At 56.9% G+C, this 23,175-nt stretch carries 21 protein-coding genes; 14 read left to right on the top strand and 7 right to left on the bottom strand.

Translation table 11 applies throughout. The annotated features are described in order from the left end of the window. Positions 1–104: 104 nt before the first annotated feature. On the bottom strand, positions 105–2,558 hold the full coding sequence (gene fadE, locus AC6I8I_RS03905) for an acyl-CoA dehydrogenase FadE (RefSeq protein WP_312057072.1): 2,454 nt from the start codon (positions 2,556–2,558) through the stop codon (positions 105–107). Between the two features lie 253 nt (positions 2,559–2,811). Here fadE and lpcA point away from each other — a divergent pair, with 253 nt between their 5' ends. After that, positions 2,812–3,390: a D-sedoheptulose 7-phosphate isomerase gene (lpcA, locus tag AC6I8I_RS03910; RefSeq protein WP_031374980.1), complete on the top strand. Its 579-nt coding sequence runs from the start codon at positions 2,812–2,814 to the stop codon at positions 3,388–3,390. A 50-nt stretch (positions 3,391–3,440) separates the two neighbouring features. Then, positions 3,441–4,208, top strand: a complete 768-nt coding sequence (locus tag AC6I8I_RS03915) for a class II glutamine amidotransferase (RefSeq protein WP_031374981.1) — start codon at positions 3,441–3,443, stop codon at positions 4,206–4,208. Here AC6I8I_RS03915 and dpaA read toward each other — a convergent pair. Next, the gene (gene dpaA, locus AC6I8I_RS03920; RefSeq protein ID WP_031374982.1) at positions 4,179–4,919 is read right to left on the bottom strand and encodes a peptidoglycan meso-diaminopimelic acid protein amidase; all 741 of its coding nucleotides are present in this window, start codon (positions 4,917–4,919) and stop codon (positions 4,179–4,181) included. The genes AC6I8I_RS03915 and dpaA overlap by 30 nt on opposite strands. A 245-nt stretch (positions 4,920–5,164) precedes the next feature. Between dpaA and dinB the strand changes: the two genes are divergently transcribed. Beyond that, a complete protein-coding gene (gene dinB / locus AC6I8I_RS03925) occupies positions 5,165–6,220 on the top strand; it encodes a DNA polymerase IV (protein ID WP_312057544.1) in 1,056 nt (351 codons plus the stop codon). A 52-nt stretch (positions 6,221–6,272) separates the two neighbouring features. Here dinB and AC6I8I_RS03930 read toward each other — a convergent pair whose 3' ends face one another. The 4 genes from AC6I8I_RS03930 to pepD form a co-directional block, all read right to left on the bottom strand. Next, positions 6,273–7,340, bottom strand: a complete 1,068-nt coding sequence (locus AC6I8I_RS03930) for a sugar ABC transporter substrate-binding protein (RefSeq protein ID WP_312057542.1) — start codon at positions 7,338–7,340, stop codon at positions 6,273–6,275. 25 nt (positions 7,341–7,365) lie between these two features. Next, positions 7,366–8,367 (bottom strand): ABC transporter permease, encoded by a 1,002-nt coding sequence (locus tag AC6I8I_RS03935; protein ID WP_312057541.1) that lies wholly within the window; start codon positions 8,365–8,367, stop codon positions 7,366–7,368. Continuing rightward, positions 8,364–9,869 (bottom strand): sugar ABC transporter ATP-binding protein, encoded by a 1,506-nt coding sequence (locus AC6I8I_RS03940; protein WP_497828346.1) that lies wholly within the window; start codon positions 9,867–9,869, stop codon positions 8,364–8,366. Before AC6I8I_RS03940 ends, AC6I8I_RS03935 begins: the two co-directional genes overlap by 4 nt. Before the next feature lie 259 nt (positions 9,870–10,128). Next, on the bottom strand, positions 10,129–11,586 hold the full coding sequence (gene pepD / locus AC6I8I_RS03945; protein WP_031374986.1) for a beta-Ala-His dipeptidase: 1,458 nt from the start codon (positions 11,584–11,586) through the stop codon (positions 10,129–10,131). Between the two features lie 253 nt (positions 11,587–11,839). Between pepD and gpt the strand changes: the two genes are divergently transcribed. The 3 genes from gpt to crl all read left to right on the top strand — a co-directional run bounded on the left by gpt (position 11,840) and on the right by crl (position 14,232). Beyond that, on the top strand, positions 11,840–12,298 hold the full coding sequence (gpt, locus tag AC6I8I_RS03950) for a xanthine phosphoribosyltransferase (RefSeq protein ID WP_312057538.1): 459 nt from the start codon (positions 11,840–11,842) through the stop codon (positions 12,296–12,298). A gap of 117 nt (positions 12,299–12,415) precedes the next feature. Beyond that, entirely contained in the window at positions 12,416–13,663 is a 1,248-nt protein-coding gene (gene frsA, locus AC6I8I_RS03955) for an esterase FrsA (protein ID WP_312057536.1), read from the top strand. 167 nt (positions 13,664–13,830) lie between these two features. Then, entirely contained in the window at positions 13,831–14,232 is a 402-nt protein-coding gene (crl, locus tag AC6I8I_RS03960; RefSeq protein WP_031374988.1) for a sigma factor-binding protein Crl, read from the top strand. A 138-nt stretch (positions 14,233–14,370) separates the two neighbouring features. Here crl and ompC read toward each other — a convergent pair whose 3' ends face one another. Then, positions 14,371–15,483: a porin OmpC gene (ompC, locus tag AC6I8I_RS03965; RefSeq protein WP_497828347.1), complete on the bottom strand. Its 1,113-nt coding sequence runs from the start codon at positions 15,481–15,483 to the stop codon at positions 14,371–14,373. 238 nt (positions 15,484–15,721) lie between these two features. Here ompC and proB point away from each other — a divergent pair, with 238 nt between their 5' ends. From proB to AC6I8I_RS04005, 8 genes are all read left to right on the top strand, one after another. Continuing rightward, on the top strand, positions 15,722–16,825 hold the full coding sequence (gene proB, locus AC6I8I_RS03970; protein ID WP_312057532.1) for a glutamate 5-kinase: 1,104 nt from the start codon (positions 15,722–15,724) through the stop codon (positions 16,823–16,825). Between the two features lie 10 nt (positions 16,826–16,835). After that, positions 16,836–18,089, top strand: a complete 1,254-nt coding sequence (gene proA, locus AC6I8I_RS03975; protein WP_312057695.1) for a glutamate-5-semialdehyde dehydrogenase — start codon at positions 16,836–16,838, stop codon at positions 18,087–18,089. Between the two features lie 361 nt (positions 18,090–18,450). Continuing rightward, positions 18,451–19,182, top strand: a complete 732-nt coding sequence (locus AC6I8I_RS03980; RefSeq protein ID WP_497828348.1) for a S24 family peptidase — start codon at positions 18,451–18,453, stop codon at positions 19,180–19,182. A gap of 422 nt (positions 19,183–19,604) precedes the next feature. Continuing rightward, positions 19,605–19,883 (top strand): transcriptional antitermination N peptide, encoded by a 279-nt coding sequence (locus AC6I8I_RS03985; protein ID WP_031374992.1) that lies wholly within the window; start codon positions 19,605–19,607, stop codon positions 19,881–19,883. Positions 19,884–20,087: 204 nt separating this feature from the next. Then, a complete protein-coding gene (locus AC6I8I_RS03990) occupies positions 20,088–20,555 on the top strand; it encodes a lysozyme family protein (RefSeq protein ID WP_312057652.1) in 468 nt (155 codons plus the stop codon). Then, positions 20,552–20,899, top strand: a complete 348-nt coding sequence (locus AC6I8I_RS03995) for a DUF7940 domain-containing protein (RefSeq protein ID WP_031374994.1) — start codon at positions 20,552–20,554, stop codon at positions 20,897–20,899. The genes AC6I8I_RS03990 and AC6I8I_RS03995 overlap by 4 nt, the downstream gene beginning before the upstream one ends. Beyond that, positions 20,896–21,189 (top strand): hypothetical protein, encoded by a 294-nt coding sequence (locus AC6I8I_RS04000; RefSeq protein ID WP_031374995.1) that lies wholly within the window; start codon positions 20,896–20,898, stop codon positions 21,187–21,189. Before AC6I8I_RS03995 ends, AC6I8I_RS04000 begins: the two co-directional genes overlap by 4 nt. 204 nt (positions 21,190–21,393) lie before the next feature. Further along, positions 21,394–23,139 (top strand): putative phage tail protein, encoded by a 1,746-nt coding sequence (locus tag AC6I8I_RS04005; RefSeq protein WP_312057656.1) that lies wholly within the window; start codon positions 21,394–21,396, stop codon positions 23,137–23,139. Positions 23,140–23,175 lie beyond the last annotated feature (36 nt).

Genomic DNA, 23,175 nt, shown 5'->3' on the forward strand with positions numbered 1-23,175 from the left:
TTAAATGCTAAAGCCATGTATGGCGTTGTTGTGTCTTTACGGAGGGCATACGTTCCCTGAACCTGCGCTGAATTAACGGGCCGACATCACATCGGCCCGCCGCCTTATGCCGCCTCGCTGGCGCGGGCCGAAGCGGATTGCGATTTTTTCTCTGGCACCGGTACCGCCAGTGCATCCGCTTCAAACTCATCCACATTGATAGAACGCAGGCGACTGGCTTCAGCGCGGCGCAATACCTCGGCTTCTTTATCGTCAATCCAGCCCTGCTCCAGCGCCCGTTTTGCCAGCTCATCCAGCCGGGTAAAGGAGAGGTGCTGCTTGCTCTGTTTGCTCAGTCTGTCGTGAATCACTTCCGCAGCCATTACATCCTGCAACGCCTGTTCCAGCTGACCGGCCGGATTGTTATCAACCGGTGCCAGATACTGTCCGCGTCCCAGACGTGTGCGGGTGGCCGACGGCAGTTGCAGCATTTTTGCCAGCTGATGATCAAGACGATCGGACGGTGCCGGGCAGTGATGGCCACCGGCAAAAATCACCAGCCGTAACGCGCCCGCCACCAGCCGGTTAGGGAAGTTGCGTAGCAGCTCATCGATAGCCACTTCCGCCTGATGCAGCGCATCCTGAACGCCCCAATGCACCAGTGGCAGATCGGCTTCGTTACGGCCTTCATCGTCGTAGCGCTTCAGCGTAGCAGAGGCCAGATAAAGCTGGCTCAGGACATCGCCCAGTCGCGCCGAGATGCGTTCACGACGTTTCAGGCTGCCGCCCAGCACCGCCATTGAGACATCTGACAGCAACGCGAGGTTGGCGCTGATGCGGTTGAGATGCTGATAATAGCGACGCGTCGCATCACGGGTCGGGGTGGCGCTGGTGCGTCCGCCGGTCAGGCCGAGCCACAGACTGCGCACCTGATTACTGCCGACGTGGCCGATATGGCTGAACAGCGCCCGATCAAAAGCGTCAACGTCGTTACTGGCCGCGGCCGCCATCTCCTGCAGAACATAAGGATGACAACGAATCGCCCCCTGGCCGAAGATGATCATGCTGCGGGTTAAGATGTTCGCCCCTTCAACGGTAATAGCGATCGGCGCTCCCTGATAGGCGCGCGCCAGGAAGTTGCTGTTACCGAGCATAATGCCTTTACCGCCGGCAATGTCCATCGCGTCAATGATCGCCCGCTGACCGCGATGGGTGCAGTGATATTTCACTATCGCCGACAGCACCGCCGGTTTTTCACCCTGCATAATACCGGCGGTGATTAGCGTTGCTGCCGCATCCATCACGTAAGCGTTACCGGCAATGCGTGCCAGTGGCTCTTCAATCCCTTCCATTTTACCGATCGACAGCCTGAACTGACGGCGGATATGGGCATAGGCACCAATTGCCAGCGCCACGCTTTTCAGGCTGCCGGTCGAATTGGACGGCAGGGTAATGCCGCGACCCACTGACAGACATTCGACCAGCATACGCCAGCCCTGTCCGGCCATTTCCGGTCCGCCGATGATGTAATCGATCGGCACGAAAATATCCTTACCGCGGGTCGGACCGTTCTGGAACGGCACGTTAAGTGGGAAGTGACGGTGACCGATTTCCACGCCGGGGGTGTTGGTCGGGATCAGCGCGCAGGTAATGCCCGGATGGGTGTTATCGCTGAGCAGATGATCGGGATCGGACAGTTTAAACGCCAGCCCCAGCACGGTCGCGATAGGCGCCAGCGTGATGTAGCGTTTGTTCCAGGTCAGGCGCATACCCAGCACCTGCTGACCCTGCCATTCACCCATACACACCACGCCGGTATCGGGAATCGCACCGGCATCTGAGCCGGCTTCCGGGCTGGTCAGGGCGAAGCAGGGGATCTCATCGCCACGCGCCAGACGCGGTAAATAGTGATTTTTCTGTTCATCAGTGCCGTAATGCTGCAGCAGTTCGCCCGGACCGAGCGAGTTCGGTACACCGACGGTAATCGCCAGGATGCCCGATACGCCAGCCAGTTTCTGCAACACGCGCGCCTGGGCATAAGCGGAAAACTCCAGCCCGCCATACTCTTTTTTAATGATCATCGCGAAGAAGCGATGCTGTTTCAGATAGGCCCACAGTTCCGGCGGCAGATCGGCCATTTCATGGGTAATCTGGAAATCATTCGCCAGCCGGCACGCTTCCTCAACCGGCCCCTCCAGGAAGGCCTGCTCATCCGGCGTCAGGTGCGGCTGAGGATAGTTATGCAGCTTCTGCCAGTCCGGTTTGCCCTGAAACAGATCGCCCTCCCACCAGGTGGTTCCGGCATCGATCGCTTCTTTCTCGGTGCGTGACATGGGCGGCATCACCTGCTGAAAACGCTGCAGCATCGGTTTTGAAAACAGATTACGGCGCAGCGACGGCAGGTTAAACGGCAACAGAATAATAGCCAGTGGCAGCAGCAGCCACGGCGTCCAGAGGTGTGCGGCCGCCATCGCCGCGGTCCACAGCAGCAGAATCAGGCTGCTCAGCCGCAACGACAGGCGGTGATAGAACAGGGCGCCAATCAGCACCACCGTGGCAAGTATCGAAACAACCATCATAATGAACCGCTCCGTAAGTAGTAAGAGGTCTGACCTGTTGAGTAGAGGTTTAGAGCAGTTGGCTCTATTTATCAATTCGTTTACATCGCAATTACAACCTGACTCACAAAATCAATTTTCCGACCCGTTTCGCTGGCGGCTGTGCAGAGATAATGCCAGCGGCGATCGGGCCGCAATGGCGTGATGCTTTGCGCCGCTCAGGCATTCCGTTAAACTTGCTGCAGATTAACCTCTGCTAAAAAAGGACCTCCCTATGTACCAGGACATCATCCGCTCTGAGCTCAACGAAGCCGCCGATACGCTGAATAAATTCCTCAGCGATGACGCGAATATCCATGCGATCCAGCGGGCTGCGGTGCTGCTGGCTGACAGTTTCAAGGCAGGCGGCAAGGTGCTCTCCTGCGGCAACGGTGGGTCACACTGCGACGCGATGCATTTCGCCGAAGAGCTGACCGGCCGCTATCGTGAAAATCGTCCTGGCTATCCGGCGATCGCCATTTCAGACGTCAGCCATCTCTCCTGCGTCAGTAACGACTTTGGCTACGATTACGTCTTTTCGCGTTATGTTGAAGCGGTAGGCCGTCCGGGCGATGTGCTGCTGGGGCTATCGACCTCCGGCAACTCGGCCAACATCATTAAGGCGATTGAGGCGGCGCGGGCGCAGGGGATGAAAGTGATCACCCTGACCGGTAAAGATGGCGGTAAGATGGCGGGCAGTGCTGACATTGAAATCCGGGTGCCGCACTTTGGTTATGCCGATCGCATTCAGGAGATCCACATTAAAGTGATCCATATTCTGATGTTGCTGATCGAAAAAGAGATGGTGAAGTAACACTCTGGCCTCTCGCCTGGCGGGAGGCGTCTGACGCTAAGGTGGTGACTATGTGCGAATTGCTCGGGATGAGCGCCAATGTTCCCACGGATATCTGTTTCAGCTTTACCGGCCTGGTGCAGCGTGGTGGCGGAACCGGCCCACATAAAGATGGCTGGGGCATTACCTTTTACGAAGATAAAGGCTGTCGCACCTTTAAGGATCCCCTGCCGAGCTTCAATTCGCCAATAGCGCGGCTGGTGCAGGAGTACCCGATCAAATCGCATTCGGTGGTGGCGCACATCCGCCAGGCGAATCGCGGTCAGGTGTCGCTGGAAAACACCCATCCGTTTACCCGCGAACTGTGGGGCCGTAACTGGACCTACGCCCATAACGGGCAGCTAAAGGGCTACCGGCAGCTGGAGACCGGGACCTTTCGTCCGGTCGGGGAGACCGACAGCGAAAAGGCGTTCTGCTGGATTTTGCATCAGCTGGCGACGCGTTATCCCCGCACGCCGGGTAACTGGCCAGCGGTGTTTCGCTTTATCGGCGAGCTGGCGGGCAGCCTGCGGCAGAAAGGGGTGTTTAACATGCTACTGTCGGACGGGCGTTATCTGATGGCCTTCTGCTCCACCAACCTATTCTGGATCACCCGGCGCGCGCCGTTTGGCCGCGCGCAGCTGCTCGATCAGGATGTAGAGGTTGATTTTCAGCAGCACACCACGCCGCATGACGTGGTGACGGTGATTGCGACGCAGCCGCTGACGGCCAATGAAACCTGGCAGCGGATTGTGCCAGGTGAGTGGGCGTTATTCTGCCTTGGAGAGCGCCAGGAATGAGCGTGAAGCAGCTTCGGGATTGGTCACTACCGGGCTGCTGTTCATCACATATTTTCCGCTGGCGACGTTAACCGTCGGTGGCTGGTGATACTTCGCAAAATAAGCGTAACCCGGCTGCAACTGCTGCCAGAAACTGGCGTAGGTGGAGTAACGGTGACGCTGCATATTGCTGTCGGTCATGCGGAACGGATAGATACTGATGCTGATATCCTGCTGGCCGTTACGCAGCGCCGCATTCACATAAGTAAAGATCTCATCCATATAGGCGTTCGTCATGGCATAGCAGCCAATCGACTTACAGTCGCCATGAATCATCAGGTAGTTACCGCTGTAGCCCTGATTGCGATCGTACTGATTCGGAAAGCCAATATTGATCGCGCGATAAAACCGGCTATCCGGTTTCAGCTGGTTCAGCCTGACGTTATAAAATCCTTCCGGGCTTTTGAAATCGCCTTCACGACGTTTCGGGCCGAGGCCGCCAGAAAAATTACAGATGCGGTAGGTATCCAGCAGGCGGTATTCGTTACCAATTTTGCCGTACAGTTCGAGGGTACGCTCTTCCTTGAAAATCTGAATATAAACCGGCGTGCCGAGTAACTGTTTCTTTAATTCTTTACTGACCGGTGCCGCTTGCTGAGCGGGTTCTGGGGTCATTGCCATGCTGAGGGCTGGCAGTAAAATCATCGCAAACAGGAGTGCGATTTTGCCCATGCTGTGTGTACCTTGAGGTGAAGAGAACAATAACGCGAATCGTGCGTCTCTGCTTGCATTATCGGAACTATCCGCTACCGCAGCGCAACATTAAACATTGTCTGTTTTTTTAGCAAGACAGCACGCCAGAAATTCGCGATTTCCTGAACAGAATACGGCCAGAAATTTGTAAACTTTAATGCCGGCCGCGACAAATATTGCAGTTACCTTCGCCAACTGTATACTTATCCAGTGCTGGAGGGGGTATGCGTAAAATCATTCATGTCGATATGGACTGCTTCTATGCTGCGGTGGAGATGCGCGATAATCCCCTGTTGCGTGACATCCCGATTGCCATCGGCGGCAGCCGCGAACGTCGCGGTGTCATCAGTACCGCTAACTACCCGGCGCGCAAATATGGCGTGCGCAGCGCCATGCCGACCGGGATGGCGCTCAAGCTATGTCCCCATTTGCGGCTGCTGCCAGGCCGCTTTGACGCCTATAAAGAGGCCTCGGCGCAGATCCGCGAGATCTTCTCCCGCTACACTCCGCTGATTGAACCGCTGTCGCTGGATGAAGCCTATCTGGACGTGACCGACAGTCCGCATTGCCACGGTTCCGCCACCCTGATCGCCCAGCACATTCGCGCGACTATCCTGCGTGAAACGCAGCTGACCGCCTCGGCCGGCATCGCACCGATTAAGTTTCTGGCGAAAATCGCCTCCGACATGAATAAGCCGGATGGACAGTTTGTTATCACGCCGGCGGAGATGTCCGGTTTTTTACTGACGCTGCCGCTGGCGAAAATTCCGGGCGTGGGCAAGGTGTCGGCAAAAAAGCTGGAGGAGATGGGCCTGGTGACCTGCGGGGATGTGCAGAAGGCGGATTTAGCCCAGCTGCTGAAGCGCTTTGGTAAGTTTGGCCGGGTGTTGTGGGAGCGCAGCAACGGCATTGACGAGCGCGGCGTGGTGGTTGAGCGGGAACGTAAATCACTTGGGGTTGAGCGTACGCTGGCCGAGGACATTCACGACTGGGACGCCTGCCTGGAGATCATCGATTTTCTCTATGCCGAACTGGATCGCCGGCTGAGCCAGATCCGTCCCGATAAGCAGGTGGCGCGGCAGGGCGTGAAACTGAAGTTCAGCGACTTTCAGCAGACTACGCAGGAGCACATCTGGCCGGTGCTGAATAAAGAGGACATGATCGCGATTGCCAAAAAAACCTGGGATGAGCGTCGGGTCGGGCGGGGCGTCAGGCTGGTGGGGCTGCACGTCACCCTGCTCGATCCGCAGCTGGAACGACAGCTGTTGCTGGGGTTGTAGCGCGGTCTGGTGATAAGTGCGCGTCAGCCTGCCAGCGCTGACGCGCCGTCACTTACTTGTGATTTTTGGCTGCCAGGGTGGCGAACCACGGCGCGACGAAATCGTCATTACCGCCCCAGCCGGGGACGATTTTATTCAGCGAGGCAACGTTCACCGCGCCGGACTGGCTGTTGAGCTGCTGCTGAGAGATCGAGGCAGCCTTAAACTGATAGGTGGCTGGCGTCGCTTCACCGGCAATCTTTTTCGCTACCAGACGCATGTTCACCGCGCCAATGGTTTTCGGATCCACCGCCACGGTTTGCACCCACGGGCTGTTCTTCTCACGCATCAGCTGCAAATCCTGGTTTGAGACATCGATGCTGTAGAGCTTGATTTCGGTTCGGCCATTCTCCTGCAGCGCTTTATAGGCGCCCTGGCTGAAGGCGTCCCACGCGCCCCAGATGGCGTCAATCTTGCCTTTCGGGTATTTCGCCAGAATCGCGCCAATCTTGTTCGCAGTATCGCCCTGTACATCGGTAGAAACCGCGCCAATCGACTCCAGCTGATGGATGCCAGGATTCTCCTTCAGCAGTTTCTCGTACACCACCTGACGGCGTTCCATTGGCGGGAAGCCGGCTACCCACAGTTTGACGATGTTGGCTTTGCCGTTGAAATCGCTGATTAACTGACCCAGCGACAGCTGCGCCAGCGAGGCGTCATCCTGCGCCGTCACGGTCACGCCTTCAATCGGGCTATCAACCGGGGTATCAAACACCGACAGCTTAATGCCGGCCTCGGCGATGCGTTTGACCAGACCGCTGGCGTAGGGCGCTTTACCGTGTGATAGCACGATGCCGTCATACTTCTGGCTGATCGCCTGGTTAACGAAATCCTGAAAACGCGCGTCGTCGCCGTTGCTGAGGAAAGTGCTGACCTTAAAGCCGAGCTGACGGCCCTGCTGAATCGCACCGGCGACAAACTGGGTGGTGTTGTCGTCAGAACCGAGGTTACGGATCACCGCGATGCGGATCGGGCCGTCGTGGCTGGCGATCGCCGCGGGCACCGGGGTGACGGTCTCCGCGAAAGCGGCGCTGGCGTTCAGCAGGCTCAGGGCCAGCAGCGAGAGCGTTATTTTTTGCATTAGTAGCAACTCCGGTCAGTGCGCCTCAGCGGCGCTGGATATAGGTGATTGCCAGTGCCAAAGCCAGCACCAGCCCTTTAATAATGTCCATGGCGTAATAGGGGACGGAGAGCATCACCAGGCCGTTCTGCAATACCCCGAGGATCACCGCGCCGACCAGCGTGCCGAGCGCATTCGGTTTGCCCGATCCCGCCAGCGAGAAGCCAATCCAAGCCGCCGCCACCGCATCCATCAGGTAGCCGCTACCGGCGTTAACCTGTGATGAACCAATACGCGAGGCCAGCAGAATGCCGCCCAGCCCGGCCAGCAGCGAGGCGATCACATAGGCCAGCACGCGATAGCGGGTAGTGCGGATACCGGAGAGGCGCGCCGCTTCGGGATTGCCGCCGAGGGCATACATCCGGCGGCCATGTTTGGTCAGCGACAGCGCCAGCTGAGCCACGACCGTTACCACCAGCATAATGATGACGATGGTTGGCACCTGACCCAGCAGGCCAAACGCCGCCGGGATTGTGCCTTCCGCCATATCGCCGCTCGGCAACACCATGTTTTCCGTGATCGAGCCGCCAAAGCTGTAGGTCATCGCCACGCCCTGAATCACAAACAGCGTCGCCAGCGTGGCCAGCATGTCGGGGATCCGCAGGATGACAATCAGAAAGGCGTTAAACAGCCCGACCAGGCTGCAGAGCGCCAGGGTAATCACGATCGCTTCGGTGGTGTCGAGGCCGTACCAGACAAACAGCGAAATCACCAGCGCGTTGGCCAGCGAAGCGGTCGAGCCGACCGACAGATCGAAGCCGCCGACGGTCAGTGAGATCGATACGCCGACCGCGATGACCGTAACAATCGCAATCGATCGCAGAATATTGATGATGTTGTTGGGTTCGAGAAAACTGTCTGAGGCCATGCCAAAGGCGGCGATCAGGATCACCACCGTCAGTAACATGCCCCATTTATAGAGGAAGTCGAACAGTTGATGACGCCATGAAGATGACGGCAGATTCAGGCTGGTTTCTTTGCTGCTCACGCAGGGGTTCCTCCGGTGGAATAAAGCAAAAGCGTCTCTTCAGTGACATCGCGCGCGGCCAGTTCAGCCACAATGCGTCCATCCCAGAGCACACAAATCCGGTCGCATAAGCCGACCAGTTCAGAAAATTCACCTGACGCGTAGATAATGCCTTTGCCTTCGCGCGCCAGACCGTCGATCAGAGTGAACAGTTCGGTTTTGGCTTTGATATCGACGCCTTTGGTCGGCTCATCGAAAATCAGCACGTCGGCGTTGTTACGCAGCCATTTGCCAATCGCCACTTTTTGCTGATTCCCCCCGGAGAGGCGGCGCAGTGGTTGGGCCGGACCGGTGGTCCGCACCTGAAGTCGCTGAATGATGTCCTCTGCCCAGCGCCACGCCTGGCGATGGCCGAACAGGCTCCAGCGCGAGAAACTGTCGTCCGCGCTGACGCTCAGATTCATCGCCACCGACTCATCAATAAAGATGCCCTCTTTACGCCGCTCTTCCGGCACAAGCGCCATGCGCCGGCTGACCGAATCGTGCGGGGAGCGTGGCTGCCACGGCTGGCCGTGCAGCTCTCCCCGACTGACGCGGCTTTTACTGGCACCAAACAGCGCTTTGCACAGTTCAGTCTTGCCGGCACCGGCCAGTCCGGCGATGCCGAGAATTTCGCCCTGATGCAGCCGCAGCGAGATATCCTGCAACAGGTGTTCATCATGCAGTCCGTCGACCGCCAGCAGCAGCGGCTGTGGCTGTGGTTCACGCCGGGCGGGATAGATGTCGGTGAGCTGATGCCCAAGCATTTTTTCCACAATCTGCTCGCCGCTTAGCGCTGCCATCGGGCCACTCTCAATCAGCCGGCCGTCGCGCAGCACCGTCAGGCGATCGCAAATCGCTTTCAGTTCGTGAATCCGGTGAGAGATAAATATCACCCCGATACCGCTGGCCTGCAGGCGACGCACCACGGTGAACAGCCGCTCGCTCTCATGCTGGTCGAGCGGGGCGGTGGGTTCATCCAGAATCAGAAAGCGGCAATGATGCGACAGCGCACGCGCCAGCAGGATCTGTTGCTTTTCAGCCAGGGTGCAGCGCTCGACCAGCCGATTGACGTCCAGCGTCACCTCCAGCTGCGCCAGTAAGGTTCGCGCCTGACGACGTATCTCACCCCAGCGGTAGCGGTGACCCGGTTCCGCCAGCCGATCCAGCAGAATGTTTTCCGCCACGCTAAGCTGTTGCACCAGCGCCACATCAACCTCCTGCTGCACCAGATGAATCCCCAGCTGCTTCGCATCGCGCGGGCTGCGGAGGGTGACCGGAACGCCATCCAGCAGGATCTCGCCGCTGTAGTGACTGTGAGCGCCGGACAGCACCGCCATCAGGGTCGATTTTCCTGCGCCATTCGCGCCGGTCAGCGCGTGAACAGAGTGGCCTTCACTGACGAAATCTACCGATGAGAGTGCGGCAAATCCGCCAAAAGCGATGGAGATGTTACGCATCTCGAGGCGGTTTAACGCAGCCATGTCACCATTCTCCTGAAGAATCACTGGCCGCATTTTTTCCTGAAGCTTCAGGCGCGGCAACGACCGAAAGCGCATAAGCTAGCACGAAACGGTATTAGCCATCCAGACATCTGGACATAACGGCGGCTAAAACCAGCGAAGCGTGAAAGCGTGGCGTATTCAGGTGGGGAAGGGCGTTCGGGGTGGTGAATTATGCTGTTACGGCGCGGCGGGCATAAAAAAACCAGGCCGAAGCCTGGTTAAACTTTTTGCGGTGAGATTACTTTTCTGGCACCACATTCAGCAAGGTGGTCAGCAATTTCCAGTAAAGGCCGACGCTTTCAATATGTACCTGCTCATCCGGTGAGTGCGGGCCGGTAATGGTCGGACCGATCGACACCATATCCATCTGCGGATACGGTTTTTTGAACAGACCGCACTCCAGACCGGCGTGAATCACCTGAATGTTTGGCGTTTTGTCGAACAGCGCGATATAGGTCTGACGGGTCAGCGCCATGATCGGCGAGTCCGCGTCTGGCTGCCAGCCTGGGTAGCCGCCTTTCGCTTTGGTCTGCGCGCCTGCCAGCTGGCCCAGCGAGGTCAGCATCTGCACCACATAATCGCGTCCGGTGTCGATCAGTGAACGGATCAGGCAGTTAATTTCTGCTTTATCCGCTTCCATCGTCACCACGCCGATATTCAGCGAGGTTTCGACCACGCCTTTGGCGACGTCTGAGTTACGGATTACGCCGTTCGGCGTGCTGTTCAACAGATTAAGGAAGCGATCGCGGCTGTCGGCGGTTAATGCTTCACCCTGATGCGCCAGCGGTTCGGTGACCAGCGCGATGTTCGGCTCTTTAATGCCGTGCTCGTTCTGGATGGCGGTCAGGAAATGCGCCGCAGCCGATTTCAGCGCATCGGCCTGGTGGCTGTCGACTGCAACGGTTGCAAAGGCTTCACGCGGAATGGCGTTACGCAGCGTACCGCCGCTGAACGCCAGCAGACGCAGATCCAGTTCGGCAGCGTGCGCCGCCAGGAAACGCGCCAGCAGCTTGTTGGCGTTGCCGAGGCCCATATGAATGTCGGCACCGGAGTGGCCGCCGCGCAGCCCTTTCAGCGTCAGCTTCAGGGTTTCAAAGCTGGCAGGCACCGCTTCACGGGTCAGTGGCAGGGTGGTAACGAAGTCGATACCGCCCGCGCATCCCATGTAGATCTCACCTTCTTCTTCCGAGTCGGTGTTGATCAGGATTTCAGCCTGCAGCCAGTTGGGTTGCAGACCAAAAGCGCCATCCATGCCGGTTTCTTCGGTCATGGTCAGCAGCACTTCCAGCGGACCGTGGGTCAGGCTGCTGTCAGCCAGTACCGCCAGCGCTGATGCCATACCGATGCCGTTGTCCGCGCCCAGGGTGGTGCCGCGCGCTTTGACCCATTCGCCGTCAATCCACGGCTGAATCGGATCTTTGGTGAAGTCGTGTACGGTATCGTTATTCTTCTGCGGCACCATATCGAGGTGCGCCTGCAGCGCGACCGGCTTGCGGTTTTCCATCCCGGCGGTGGCGGGTTTACGAATCAGGATATTGCCGACCTGATCGCGCTCACACCAGAAGCCTTGCTCTTTGGCCCAGCCGACGATGTAACTGGCCAGCGCTTCTTCATGAAAAGAGGGATGAGGAATAGAGCAAATCTTAGCGAAAATATCCCACAGTGGCTGTGGAGAGAGTTGAGACAATTCAGACACGACAAGTCTCCTGTGTCAGTGCGCCGGACCAGCCGGACATCGCGAGTTTCCAGTGAAAGATCGCCGCCAGCGAATCTGGCGAGATGGCCTGAGAATATCACTGTTTTTCCCCGGGTGCGCACTCAGACGCGCTAAAAAGCCGCAACCGACGCACGGGCGCTGGTTTTTAGCGCGTCAACTCCTTATAATCTCGCGCAACCTTTTCCCCGTTGCACATTTTTAAGCCACTCCGGTTGGCTGGGATTCCTATTCTATGAGCGAAAAATACGTCGTTACCTGGGACATGCTACAGATTCATGCCCGTAAACTGGCTCAGCGCCTGCTTCCTGTTGAACAGTGGACAGGCATTATCGCGGTCAGCCGCGGCGGTCTGGTACCGGCTTCGCTGCTGGCGCGTGAACTGGGGATTCGCTATGTCGATACCGTTTGCATCTCCAGCTACGATCACGATCATCAGCGCGAAATGAAAGTGCTGAAGCGCGCCGAAGGCGATGGCGAAGGCTTCATCGTGATTGACGACCTGGTGGATACCGGCGGAACAGCGCAGGCGATCCGCGAGATGTACCCGAAAGCCCGCTTCTGCACCATTTTTGCCAAGCCTGCTGGCCGCCAGCTGGTCGATGATTACATCGTCGACATTCCACAGAACACCTGGATTGAACAGCCGTGGGATATGGGCGTGGTCTACATTCCGCCGATTGTAAAAAACTGATTAATCCTGCCTCAACAACGCCCGGTTTTCCGGGCGTTGTGCTTTCTGCACCTCGCACCCTGATTTGGCGTACAGTACACTAAGCCATCGCCGTTTTATGCCGCAGGAGAAGTGAGTATGTCGAGCAAAAATCTCAGCGAAGAGTTGTTCAAACCACGCTTTAAACATCCTGAAACCTCTTCTTTAGTGCGTCGCCAGCATCACGCGACCCCGGACGTGCACTCCGCCCTTGATGGCGACAGCCAGCGCGGCTGGTATCGCATGCTGAATAAGCTGATGTGGACCTGGCGCGGCCTGACGCCGCAGGAGATTAGCGAAGTGCTGGCGCGCATCGCCATCAGCGACGTTGAGCATACCGATGAGACGCTGCTGGACACCGTGATCGGTTTTCGCGGCGGCAACTGGAATTTCGAATGGTGCCGCCAGGCGGGCTTCTGGCAGCAGAAAGCGCTGGAGTGCAGCGATGACAGCGAAGCGGGCGAATACTGGCTGCATGCTGCCCATCTTTACAGCGTAGCCGCCTATCCCTACATCAAAGGCGATGAGCTGGCCGACCAGGCCCAGACGCTGGCTAACCGCGCCTATGAAGAGGCGACGCAGCGTCTGCCGGGTGAGCTGAAGCCGCTGACTTTCGCTATCAGCGGCGGCAGTCCGGTCAGCGGTTTCCTGCATATGCCGGCAGGCGTCGACGCTCCTTATCCGACCGTCCTGTTCTGTGGCGCACTCGACTCGCTGCAAAGCGACCATTACCGCCTGTTTCATGACTATCTTGCGCCGCGCGGCATCGCGATGCTGACCATTGATGTGCCGTCGGTCGGCAACTCGGTGAAGTGGACGCTGAATCAGGACACCAGCTTTTTGCATCAGCAGGTACTGCGTCAGCTGGAAACGGTGCCGTGGGTCGATCACACCCGCGTGGCGGCGTTTGGCTATCGCTTTGGTGCCAACGTGGCGGTGCGGCTGGCTTACCTTGAGTCGCCACGGCTGCGGGCGGTCGCCTGTCTCGGCCCGATTGTGCATGCGCTACTGACCCAGACTGCGCTGCAGGATGAGATCCCGGATATGTACATGGATATGCTGGCAAGCCGGCTCGGCATGGCCTCCTCGTCTGACAGCGCGCTGCGTACCGAGCTTAACCGCTATTCGCTGAAGACCCAGGGGCTGCTGGGCCGGCGTACCCCGACGCCGATGCTGTCAGGCTACTGGCAGAACGATTTGTTCAGCCCGGAAGAGGAGAGCAAACTGATCGCTAACTCCTCGGCGGAGGGCAAAGCGCTGCTGATTCCGGTGAAACCGATGATGGTCAGTTTTGATCGGGCGCTAAATGAAATTTGCGACTGGCTGGAGAAGCGTTTAAAAAGGTAACTGGCAAAATTTACAGTATTTGCTACAACTACTACCTGAATTATTGCGGGCTGTTGCAGCGCGCTTCGCTGACTCCGGGCGGTTATGCCGGTGATGTGGCGTGAAGCGGGCGGCAACAGTCCGGATGATTGAGGATCGATATCGGTCAAAACCTATGGAGAATTAGCATGACGTTACCGAGTGGTCACCCCCGCAGTCGCCTGCTTAAGCGCTTCACTGAGCTGGGACCGTATATCCGCGATGGGAAATGTGGTGAAACCCGTTTCTTTTTCGACTGCCTGGCTGCCTGCGTCAATGTGAAACCGGCACCGGAACTGCGTGAATTCTGGGGCTGGTGGATGGAGCTGGAAGCGCAGGCCGATCACTTTACCTATGTCTACCATATCGGTCTGTTCGATAAAGAGGGCGACTGGTCTGTGGCGACGGTTAAAGGCAAAGAGAATACGGCGCGAGTCGAAGAGACCTTACGTAACTTTCATACCCGTCTGAAAGCGATGCTGCACGAATTTGAGCTTGATCTGATTCCGGCCAGCGACTTCGATGAGAAACCGGTGAAACTGAGTGCCTGATTACAGCGTTCAGCAATAAGAAAGGGCGAGTTGAAAAACTCGCCCTTTTTTTATCAGACACATTCACATTGAGGGTAACGCACTGCGGACCCGCCGCCGCCACAGCAATCAACAGGGACGGCGCCGGCCCGACAGATATCAGAACTGGTAGGTCATGCCCACGGCAACCACGTCATCATTGTTGATTGACAGCGCGTTGTCGTCATCCAGCTGGTTAATTTTGTAATCCACAAAGGCGGACATATTTTTGTTGAAGTAGTAGGTGGCACCCACATCGATATATTTCACCAGATCCGCATCGCCGATCCCGTTTTCAATATCTTTGCCTTTGGTCTGCACATAGCCGATAGAAGGACGCAGGCCGAAATCAAACTGATACTGCGCCACCAGCTCGATGTTCTGCGCTTTGTTGGCAGCACCGGCCACTGCGGCACCGGTGTTGCGGTTGGTACCGCTGATTGGCGTCATGTTACGGGTGTCGGTATAAATCGCCGCCAGGTAAACGCTGTTCGCATCATATTTGACGCCTGCGCCCCAGGAATCCGCGCGATCGCCGCCGCCGTAAGCGCGGGCCTGCTGCTGGTTGGTGCGGTCAGATGAGGTGATGGCACTCATCAGGCTCACGCCGGTGTCGCCCAGCGTATAACCGAGTGATGCACCGTAGCCATCGCCGTTCTGGCGGTTGATATCGGTACGGCTATTGGTGCTGCTGGCGTCATTTTTGCCCTGATACTGCAGCGCAAATTTCAGACCATCCACCAGGCCGAAGAAGTTATTGTTGCGGTAGGTTGCGACGCCGGTGGCGCGCTGGGTCATAAAGTTATCAGAACGCGCGGTGCCGTCACCCCCAAATTCCGGGAACACGTCGGTCCATGACTCCACGTCATACAGCACGCCGTAGTTACGACCGTAATCGACCGAGCCATACTGTGAGAATTTCAGGCCGGCAAAACCGAGACGGGTTTTGTTGCCGTTGTTGGCATCGCTGCCTTCGGAGTTGTTGACGTTGTACTGATATTCCCACTGACCGTAACCGGACATCAGATCGTTAATCTGCGTCTGGCCTTTGAAGCCGATACGCACGTAGGATTTGTCGCCATCTGAGCCGGCATTATCGCTGAAGTAGTGCTCAGCTTTAACTTTGCCGTAAAAGTCCAGTTTGTTGCCATCTTTGTTATAGACTTCGGCGGCCTGTGCGGTCGACGCCAGCGCCAGAGCAGAGATGATCATTGCCAGTGTGCTTTTCTTCATTTGCTATCAATCCCAATGTGTACGTCAAAAAGTTGTGAAAGTTTTTGTAAAGCACCGACTTTTTACCGGGCGGTGATGAACTTTTTATGACGCTTTTCGTGATTTCTTGTTAATCGTGAACTTTTGGTCTACGCCCTTGTCCGCGTAAAATCGTGCTTTTCCCCCGCTGGCTGTTGGCTTCCTTATCGACTCCTGTTAAAACGTCCTTTCGTAAAAATTTTTCACTACGGCAGGAAATATGAGTGGCAGTCAGACCTTAGTGGTCAAATTGGGTACCAGCGTTCTCACCGGCGGTTCACGCCGGCTGAATCGGGCGCATATGGTGGAGCTGGTTCGCCAGTGTGCGCAGCAACATGCTGCAGGCCACCGCATTGTGATTGTGACCTCTGGCGCGATGGCGGCCGGACGCGAACATCTGGGCTACCCCGAACTGCCGCCGACCATCGCCTCAAAGCAGCTGCTGGCTGCGGTGGGGCAAAGCCGTCTGATCCAGCTGTGGGAACAGTTATTCTCTATCTACGGCATCCACATCGGTCAGATGTTGCTGACCCGCGCCGATATGGAAGATCGCGAGCGTTTTCTGAATGCCCGCGACACGCTGCGCGCGCTGCTGGATAACCACATCGTACCGGTGATCAATGAGAACGACGCGGTGGCGACCGCCGAGATTAAAGTGGGCGACAATGACAACCTATCGGCGCTGGCCGCGATGCTCGGCGGGGCCGACAAGCTGCTGCTGCTGACCGATCAACCGGGGCTGTTTACCGCCGATCCGCGTAATAATCCCGACGCTGAGCTGATCAGCGACGTGCATGTGATTGATGATGCGTTACGCTCATTAGCCGGCGGCAGCGTTTCCGGGCTAGGCACCGGCGGCATGTCAACCAAGCTTCAGGCGGCCGATGTCGCCTGCCGTGCCGGCATTGAGGTGATCATCGCTTCAGGCAGCCGCAGCGGGGTGATCGGCGATGTGATCGACGGCAAGCCGGTCGGCACGCTGTTTCATGCTCAGCAGTCGCCGCTGGAAAACCGTAAGCGCTGGATTTTCGGCGCGCCGCCAGCCGGTGAACTCACCGTGGATGATGGCGCGCTGGCTGCGATTATTGAACGTGGCAGTTCATTGCTGCCGAAAGGGATCCGCGCGATTCAGGGCAACTTCTCCCGCGGAGAAGTGATCCGTATTCGCAGCCTGCAGGGGCGCGATATCGCTCACGGCGTGTCGCGTTACAACAGCGATGCGATGCGAATGATTGCCGGCCACCACAGCCAGCAGATCAGTGAAATCCTCGGCTATGAATATGGCCCGGTGGCGGTTCACCGCGACGACATGATCGTCAGTTAAGGAGCAGACAATGCTTGAAGAGATGGGAAAAGCGGCCCGCGCGGCAGCCTATCGCGTGGCCGATCTGTCGACCGCAGAGAAAAATCAGGTCCTGATGACCATTGCCGATCGTCTGGAAGCCGAAAGCGCCGACATTCTGGCCGCCAATGAACAGGACCTGGCCGAGGCGCGTCAGAACGGCATGAGCGCGGCGCTGTTAGATCGGCTGACGCTGAATCCACAGCGGCTGAGCGGCATCGCCAGTGACGTTCGTCAGGTTTGTCAGCTGGCCGATCCGGTCGGGCAGTTGATTGATGGCGGCCAGCTCGACAGCGGGCTGCGTATCGAACGCCGCCGTGTGCCGCTCGGGGTGGTGGCGGTGATTTATGAAGCGCGTCCCAATGTGACGGTAGATGTCGCCAGCCTGTGTCTGAAAACCGGTAATGCGGCGATTCTGCGCGGCGGTAAAGAGACGTGGCGCACCAATGCCGCCACGGTGCGGGTCATCCAGAACGCCTTACAGCAGCACGGCCTGCCGACGGCTATCATCCAGGCGATCGAGAATCCCGATCGTGAACTGGTGAATCAGCTGCTGAAGCTGGATCGCTATGTCGATATGCTGATTCCGCGCGGCGGCGCGGCGCTGCATAAGCTGTGCCGCGAAAACTCCACCATTCCGGTGATCACCGGCGGAATCGGCGTATGCCACATCTATATCGATGAAACCATGGAGATTGAACCGGCGCTTGAGGTGATCGTCAATGCCAAGAAGCAGCGCCCCAGCGCTTGTAATTCGCTGGAGACGCTGCTGGTAGATCAGGCGATTGCCGACCGCTTCCTGCCAGCCTTCAGCGCCCGAATGGCGCAGGAAAATATTGTGCTGCATGCTGACAGCAACGTGCTGGCGCAGCTGCAGGCGGGTCCGGCGCAGGTGATGCCAGTCAGTCTGCCGCAGTACGATGATGAATGGCTGTCGCTCGATCTTAACGTGAAGCTAGTGGCGGATATGGATCAGGCGATTGATCATATCCGGACGCACGGCACCCAGCATTCCGATGCCATTCTGACCCGCAGCACCCGCAATGCCACGCGCTTTGTTCGTCAGGTTGACTCGTCTGCGGTCTACGTTAACGCCAGCACCCGTTTTACCGACGGCGGACAGTTCGGTCTGGGGGCGGAAGTCGCCGTCAGTACCCAGAAGCTGCACGCTCGCGGGCCGATGGGATTAGAGGCGCTAACCACCTACAAATGGATTGCCTGGGGCGACGACACGCTGCGGCCATAATCCCCCCTTTTTTTAACAAAACGGGAGTCTTTTACAGACTCCCGTTTTTTTTTAGCCACCTGTTTCGGTCCAGTTAAATCTGGAGTTTCTCGCCTGTAAGTTAATTTTTCGTCACTGCCGGGTCGTTTCAGCTAAAAAAGCTGGCTGAATTTCACGCAATTCGTTACGGAAGATTCCTGAAAGCCGGGGCTGTGCGCGGCCTGAGGCAATATTTTTTGTTCAGCTGCAAACGGCAAGGGATAATGATAATTAGAAATGCTTGATAAAGCGGTTAGGTAGTAAACGGACGGTAATATAAAATGAACTGGTAGCAATAATGAAAATAACATCCAGTACCTCCTCTATGGCTGATTATTAACTAATGGTTAAAAAAGAAAGTACAAGACAAGCTTTCACCGCCAGGCTGATTGCGGCCTGTGAGAGTGCCGGCATTGTCGGACATGGACGAAACAAACAGGTTGCTAAGGCCCTGCAACAGCAGGGCTGTAAGATTTCAACGCCGGGAGTGTGGAAGTGGTTCAACGCCCAGTCAGTGCCCGATGGCGGCAATCTGCTGGCCCTCAGTCAGCTGCTTGGCGTCAGGGTAGAGTGGCTGCAGTACGGAATGGAGCATCCTGCTGAACCGGTGACGTTAAGCGCACTGACCAGCCATAAAAACGCTTTTCGCGTTGATAGCCTCGATATAGGCCAGAAAAGTGCGGCGGGTCTGCCTGCGCGCGATGAGTTTGTCGAAACCATCCAGGCCATCGAGTACGGTCAGGATGAGGCGCGGGTGCTTTTCAACGGCCGTCCGGCAGAAAATATCCGCCTGATCGCCATCAACAGCGATTCGATGGCCGACACCTTTGCGCCGCGCGACCAGCTGTTTGTCGACATCAGCGTGCGGATGTTTGACGGTGACGGCATCTACATTTTCACCCTCGATGAGCAGCTCTACCTGAAGCGCCTGCAGCTACAGCACAAGAAAATCGCTGTAATATCAGACAATAAACGCTATGAAACCTGGTATCTCAACCACGATGATGTGGCCAGCCTGAAGGTGCTGGCGAAAGTCATCATGAGCCAGGCACGACACTATCAGATCCTCGGTTAAGCGCGCTGTCAGCGGGCGAGACCGTCAGCCTGCAAAAAAATAATCGACATAAATTCAAAAATTTAACCAGCGGTAAATAAAAAATTAACCAACAGTGTTTGATAAAGCATAAGAACCTGTTAATAATTTGAACATGGATGAACGAAGCAGTTCTTTCAGGGATGACCCGCTCTTAAACAATTGAGGCGCTGCACAAGCGCGAATCAAACCACCCAAAAGTCAGTGAACTTTGGGATGGGGTGGATGCGCAAAATGCAGCGTCGTCAGATGCCGTTTATTCCCCTTCGCCTACTTTCCACCTGGCTGCTCACGCAGCCGGGCGGTGAGTGTGCGAGCGTGAATCGCGACATTCGGGCCCGTTCGGTTCGCCGAAAGCTCGCGCCTGCCACCCCATCGCCAAAGACTCATTCACAGGAGGAGTTATGGCGATAATTCACTATGGCAAAAGCGTTTTTATGGGCAACGCACGTACTCGTCGCCATCGGCGGCGCCAACCTCTCAGCAGCCTGAAACAGAGCATCGACCAGGCACTGAACTTCCCACCCGAAACACCCACCCTGCGACGTGCAGAGCAAATCTGCCAGCGTCAGGTCACCCCGCGTGTTGATCGTGCGATAACCGCGCCACGCGCCAAAAATCAGGAAACGCCCAGCTTCGACAATTGCTGTCTGCCGCACGTGCATCTCTATGCAGTGCGCTGATTAGCGTCAGAAATCTCCCGTTCTTACTCCCTGTTCAATTCCAGTCACCTCCATTTTTCACTGGCCGCAATCCGGTTATTTACTGTTCAGTTTAACTGGAGGTTCACCCCTGCCTGCGGCTGGCGGCGTGAGGAGTATTGATCAGCGAACGTTATGTATTTTTTCACAGGGTGAGTTGCTCTGACCCGTCATTGAGGAATCGTTATGAGCCAGATAATTGCAATGCTGAATTTTGAAGAAGGCTATGCCGACGTGCCTTATCTCGACACGCTCGGCTTTCCGACGGTCGCGGGAGGGATCCGTATCGGTCCGAAAGGCGCATCGCTGAGTAACTATGCGTTCCGTGTTCCGCGACGCGTCGGGGATGTATGGAAGCAATGCATTCTGGAAGGCAAGGTGCAGGACATGCAGAGTCGGGAGCTGCTGCGTAATGCGCTGGCGAAGTGCAACGACGCCCGCACCGACGTACTGCTGAGCATGGCCTATCAGCTGGGGGTTGATGGTGTGATGCAGTTTAAAAACATGCTCAGCGCCATTGTCAGTGAGAACTTCAACGAAGCCGCGGACGCGATGATGAACAGTCTGTGGGCGCGGCAAACGCCAGGCCGCGCCCGGCGTCATGCTGAAGTGATGCGTAGCGGCACCTATGCGGTGTACAGGGGGCTGCTATGAGATGGCTGATGTTCCTGATTGCCGTGCTGACGGCGATCATCATTCTGCTGCTGCTGCAGCGCTTTACCACCCTGCAATTTGTCTCCCACGCCCGTCTGTTATTCAAAACCTGGTCGGTCTGGCTCGCCTCGCTGGGATCGATGCTCAGCGCCTGGGCGCAATCCTTTCCCTCCGCCGCCGTCGATGCCTGGAGCGTACTGCCGGAAGACGTCAAAGCGATTCTGCCGCACAACTACCTCGGGCTGGTCGGCGCTTTCATGGTGGCGATGGGGGTGATTGCCCAATTTGTTCGTCAGAAAAACCTGCTGAATGAGAAGCAGCGGGCGGAGGTAACCAAATCATGACGCTGTTAACCACGTTACTCGGCGGCGGCTGGCACTGGATCGCGGCGCTGGCCGGCATCATTGCCGCGCTGGGGGCCAGCTATTTCGGCGGGAAAAAAATCGGCAAAGTGCAGCAAAAAGCGCGCTCTGACGTCGAAAACGCACAACAACAGGCGTCCCGCGTCGAAGCGGTCGCGCAGCAGCAACAACATAACCGTGAGGAGGCCAACCGTGTGGCGACTGACAATCACAACCTTGATGACGCTGCTGCTCGCGACAAGCTGCAGCAGTCGAAATACCACCAACCCTGAGCCGGTCGCGATAACCGATTCAGCCTGCGTTCTGTTTTCCCCTCTTTATTCCTACGGCGATGACGCACAAAAGATGGACGTTCGCACCGTGCGCGCTATTAACACCCACAACGACATGTGGGACACCCTCTGCGGCCACCCGGCCTCTGCTAAGTAACCTGCTGATAATCAGCGATTTATCTAAGTGATCCTGAGGAGGATACTATGATCGAAGTTAACTCTTTTGCTGAGCTGCGTACGACTCCCCCATCAAAATCAGGTGAAGTTGCGATCCTGAAACGCTATTACGACAAAGACTCGAGCTTCCGTGGCGGCGCAGACTTTGTTGGTTTCCTCAGTACGACTCCACTGAAAGACGATGGCGGGACGGTTGCGATCGGCAACGGTTTTTACTGGAAACGCACCATTAACGATCCCACTGAAGTGAATATCCTGCACTTTGGCGCGAAAGGGGATGGCGTAACTGATGATACCGACGCGTTTAAGCGGATGCTGGCGTGGACGCAGACCTATAACACCTACGTGAAAGCGCTGCCGGTTCGTTTTCCCGGTGGCCGCTTCCTGATTTCGCCTATCGATCTCAGCGATACCGAAATCCCGTTCTTCGGCCTGTTAGGGGACGATCTGGAACTCGGCTCACTGCCGCGCACCACGATTATTTCCGATAAAAGCGCCAATACGGTGTTTAAAGTAAAGGCGCGCCGTACTGCCATCAAAGGCATCGTCTGGAACGGGCAGGCCAGCGCCGATACCAGCGCCAAAGTCACTATTTTACCCGAACAGTGCAGCAACAATCAGCCGTTCTTCGAAAACACCTGTATCGAAGGGCAAACCGTCAATATCAGCTGCTTCCGGGCGCAAAGCACTGGCGGCACGGTGTTTAAGCTGCAGGATACGCTCGACAGTAAGTTCGACCAGATCTACACCACCAGCACCTTTTCACGGGTGTTTGACGTCGGCTGGTCGAACTCACCCAATGGCGTCTGGGACCACTCGACTGCCATTGAGTTAAGCAATGCCAACTTCCAGTCCGGTTATGGTGACGCCACGCTCTATATGCCGCGTATGACTCAGGGGATCCTGCGTAACGTCTGGATTGAGCATACCCGCAATCCGGGCGATCTGTCGGACGGTGGCTGGACCATTGATACGCTGAACATTGAAGACTGCGGGACGCCGCTCAACCTCAACAATGCCCGCGTCATCATGCGTCAGATTAACCTGCAGGCTGGGGCGAAAATTACTAACGATCTGGCCGCCGGGAAGTGGTTATCGACCTTTGAATATGGTTACCGTCGTGATGAAAACCACGGCAGCTATTCAACCGGTTCGATGCGCGTTGGCTATTTCAGCGGATATAAGGTGGTGAACAACACCGATACCGACAACTGGTACCGACTGGGTCAGCTCTACTTCCCGGCGCCTAACCAGGCGTGGGTGATGGAACTGATCGGGAAAGCGGATGCCACTACGCCCTCCGGCACGGCGGGGTCGCCGGTCAACCTGCCGGGGACCGGCAGAACGCTGATTAATCTGCAGCGCCTGGAGACGGTGTGGGCGGATGCGCATCACATGGGTCAATCCTCAGTGCTCGATATCCGTTATAACCGGGTAGGGACCACCTATGCGGTGGTCTGGGTCAAGTTGCGGGCCAACAGCGGCGAAACCATGTTCAACCTGAAGACCACCGGTCCGACCCGTTTCGATACCGGTTCCTGCTCGCTGTTCCAGTCTGATATGTCGGTGGTGACTGACATTACCAAAGTAGGGACGCTGAAACCGGCCGCACGCTTCGGCATGCATAACGGACTGGCCGGCATTGGTGCCAATGAAAAAGGGGTGGTGACACTCGCAACGGCGGCGGGAACCCCGGCCAATAAAACCGCGCCGACCGGTTTTGTGCTGATCAATATCAACGGCGTTGACCGTAAGGTCCCTTACTACGATTGATGATCACCACTTTTGGGCGAGGCTGCGGCCTCGCTT

Source organism: Pantoea sp. X-Soil-YNGN-775 (genome assembly GCF_059730575.1).

What these genes read in the sequence shown, in the direction of transcription:
- fadE (WP_312057072.1), bottom strand. Translation starts at nt 2,558, where the DNA reads ATGATGGTTGTTTCGATACTTGCCACGGTGGTGCTGATTGGCGCCCTG.
- lpcA (WP_031374980.1), top strand. Translation starts at nt 2,812, where the DNA reads ATGTACCAGGACATCATCCGCTCTGAGCTCAACGAAGCCGCCGATACG.
- AC6I8I_RS03915 (WP_031374981.1), top strand. Translation starts at nt 3,441, where the DNA reads ATGTGCGAATTGCTCGGGATGAGCGCCAATGTTCCCACGGATATCTGT.
- dpaA (WP_031374982.1), bottom strand. Translation starts at nt 4,919, where the DNA reads ATGGGCAAAATCGCACTCCTGTTTGCGATGATTTTACTGCCAGCCCTC.
- dinB (WP_312057544.1), top strand. Translation starts at nt 5,165, where the DNA reads ATGCGTAAAATCATTCATGTCGATATGGACTGCTTCTATGCTGCGGTG.
- AC6I8I_RS03930 (WP_312057542.1), bottom strand. Translation starts at nt 7,340, where the DNA reads ATGCAAAAAATAACGCTCTCGCTGCTGGCCCTGAGCCTGCTGAACGCC.
- AC6I8I_RS03940 (WP_497828346.1), bottom strand. Translation starts at nt 9,869, where the DNA reads ATGGCTGCGTTAAACCGCCTCGAGATGCGTAACATCTCCATCGCTTTT.
- gpt (WP_312057538.1), top strand. Translation starts at nt 11,840, where the DNA reads ATGAGCGAAAAATACGTCGTTACCTGGGACATGCTACAGATTCATGCC.
- frsA (WP_312057536.1), top strand. Translation starts at nt 12,416, where the DNA reads ATGTCGAGCAAAAATCTCAGCGAAGAGTTGTTCAAACCACGCTTTAAA.
- crl (WP_031374988.1), top strand. Translation starts at nt 13,831, where the DNA reads ATGACGTTACCGAGTGGTCACCCCCGCAGTCGCCTGCTTAAGCGCTTC.
- ompC (WP_497828347.1), bottom strand. Translation starts at nt 15,483, where the DNA reads ATGAAGAAAAGCACACTGGCAATGATCATCTCTGCTCTGGCGCTGGCG.
- proB (WP_312057532.1), top strand. Translation starts at nt 15,722, where the DNA reads ATGAGTGGCAGTCAGACCTTAGTGGTCAAATTGGGTACCAGCGTTCTC.
- proA (WP_312057695.1), top strand. Translation starts at nt 16,836, where the DNA reads ATGCTTGAAGAGATGGGAAAAGCGGCCCGCGCGGCAGCCTATCGCGTG.
- AC6I8I_RS03980 (WP_497828348.1), top strand. Translation starts at nt 18,451, where the DNA reads ATGGTTAAAAAAGAAAGTACAAGACAAGCTTTCACCGCCAGGCTGATT.
- AC6I8I_RS03985 (WP_031374992.1), top strand. Translation starts at nt 19,605, where the DNA reads ATGGCGATAATTCACTATGGCAAAAGCGTTTTTATGGGCAACGCACGT.
- AC6I8I_RS03990 (WP_312057652.1), top strand. Translation starts at nt 20,088, where the DNA reads ATGAGCCAGATAATTGCAATGCTGAATTTTGAAGAAGGCTATGCCGAC.
- AC6I8I_RS03995 (WP_031374994.1), top strand. Translation starts at nt 20,552, where the DNA reads ATGAGATGGCTGATGTTCCTGATTGCCGTGCTGACGGCGATCATCATT.
- AC6I8I_RS04000 (WP_031374995.1), top strand. Translation starts at nt 20,896, where the DNA reads ATGACGCTGTTAACCACGTTACTCGGCGGCGGCTGGCACTGGATCGCG.
- AC6I8I_RS04005 (WP_312057656.1), top strand. Translation starts at nt 21,394, where the DNA reads ATGATCGAAGTTAACTCTTTTGCTGAGCTGCGTACGACTCCCCCATCA.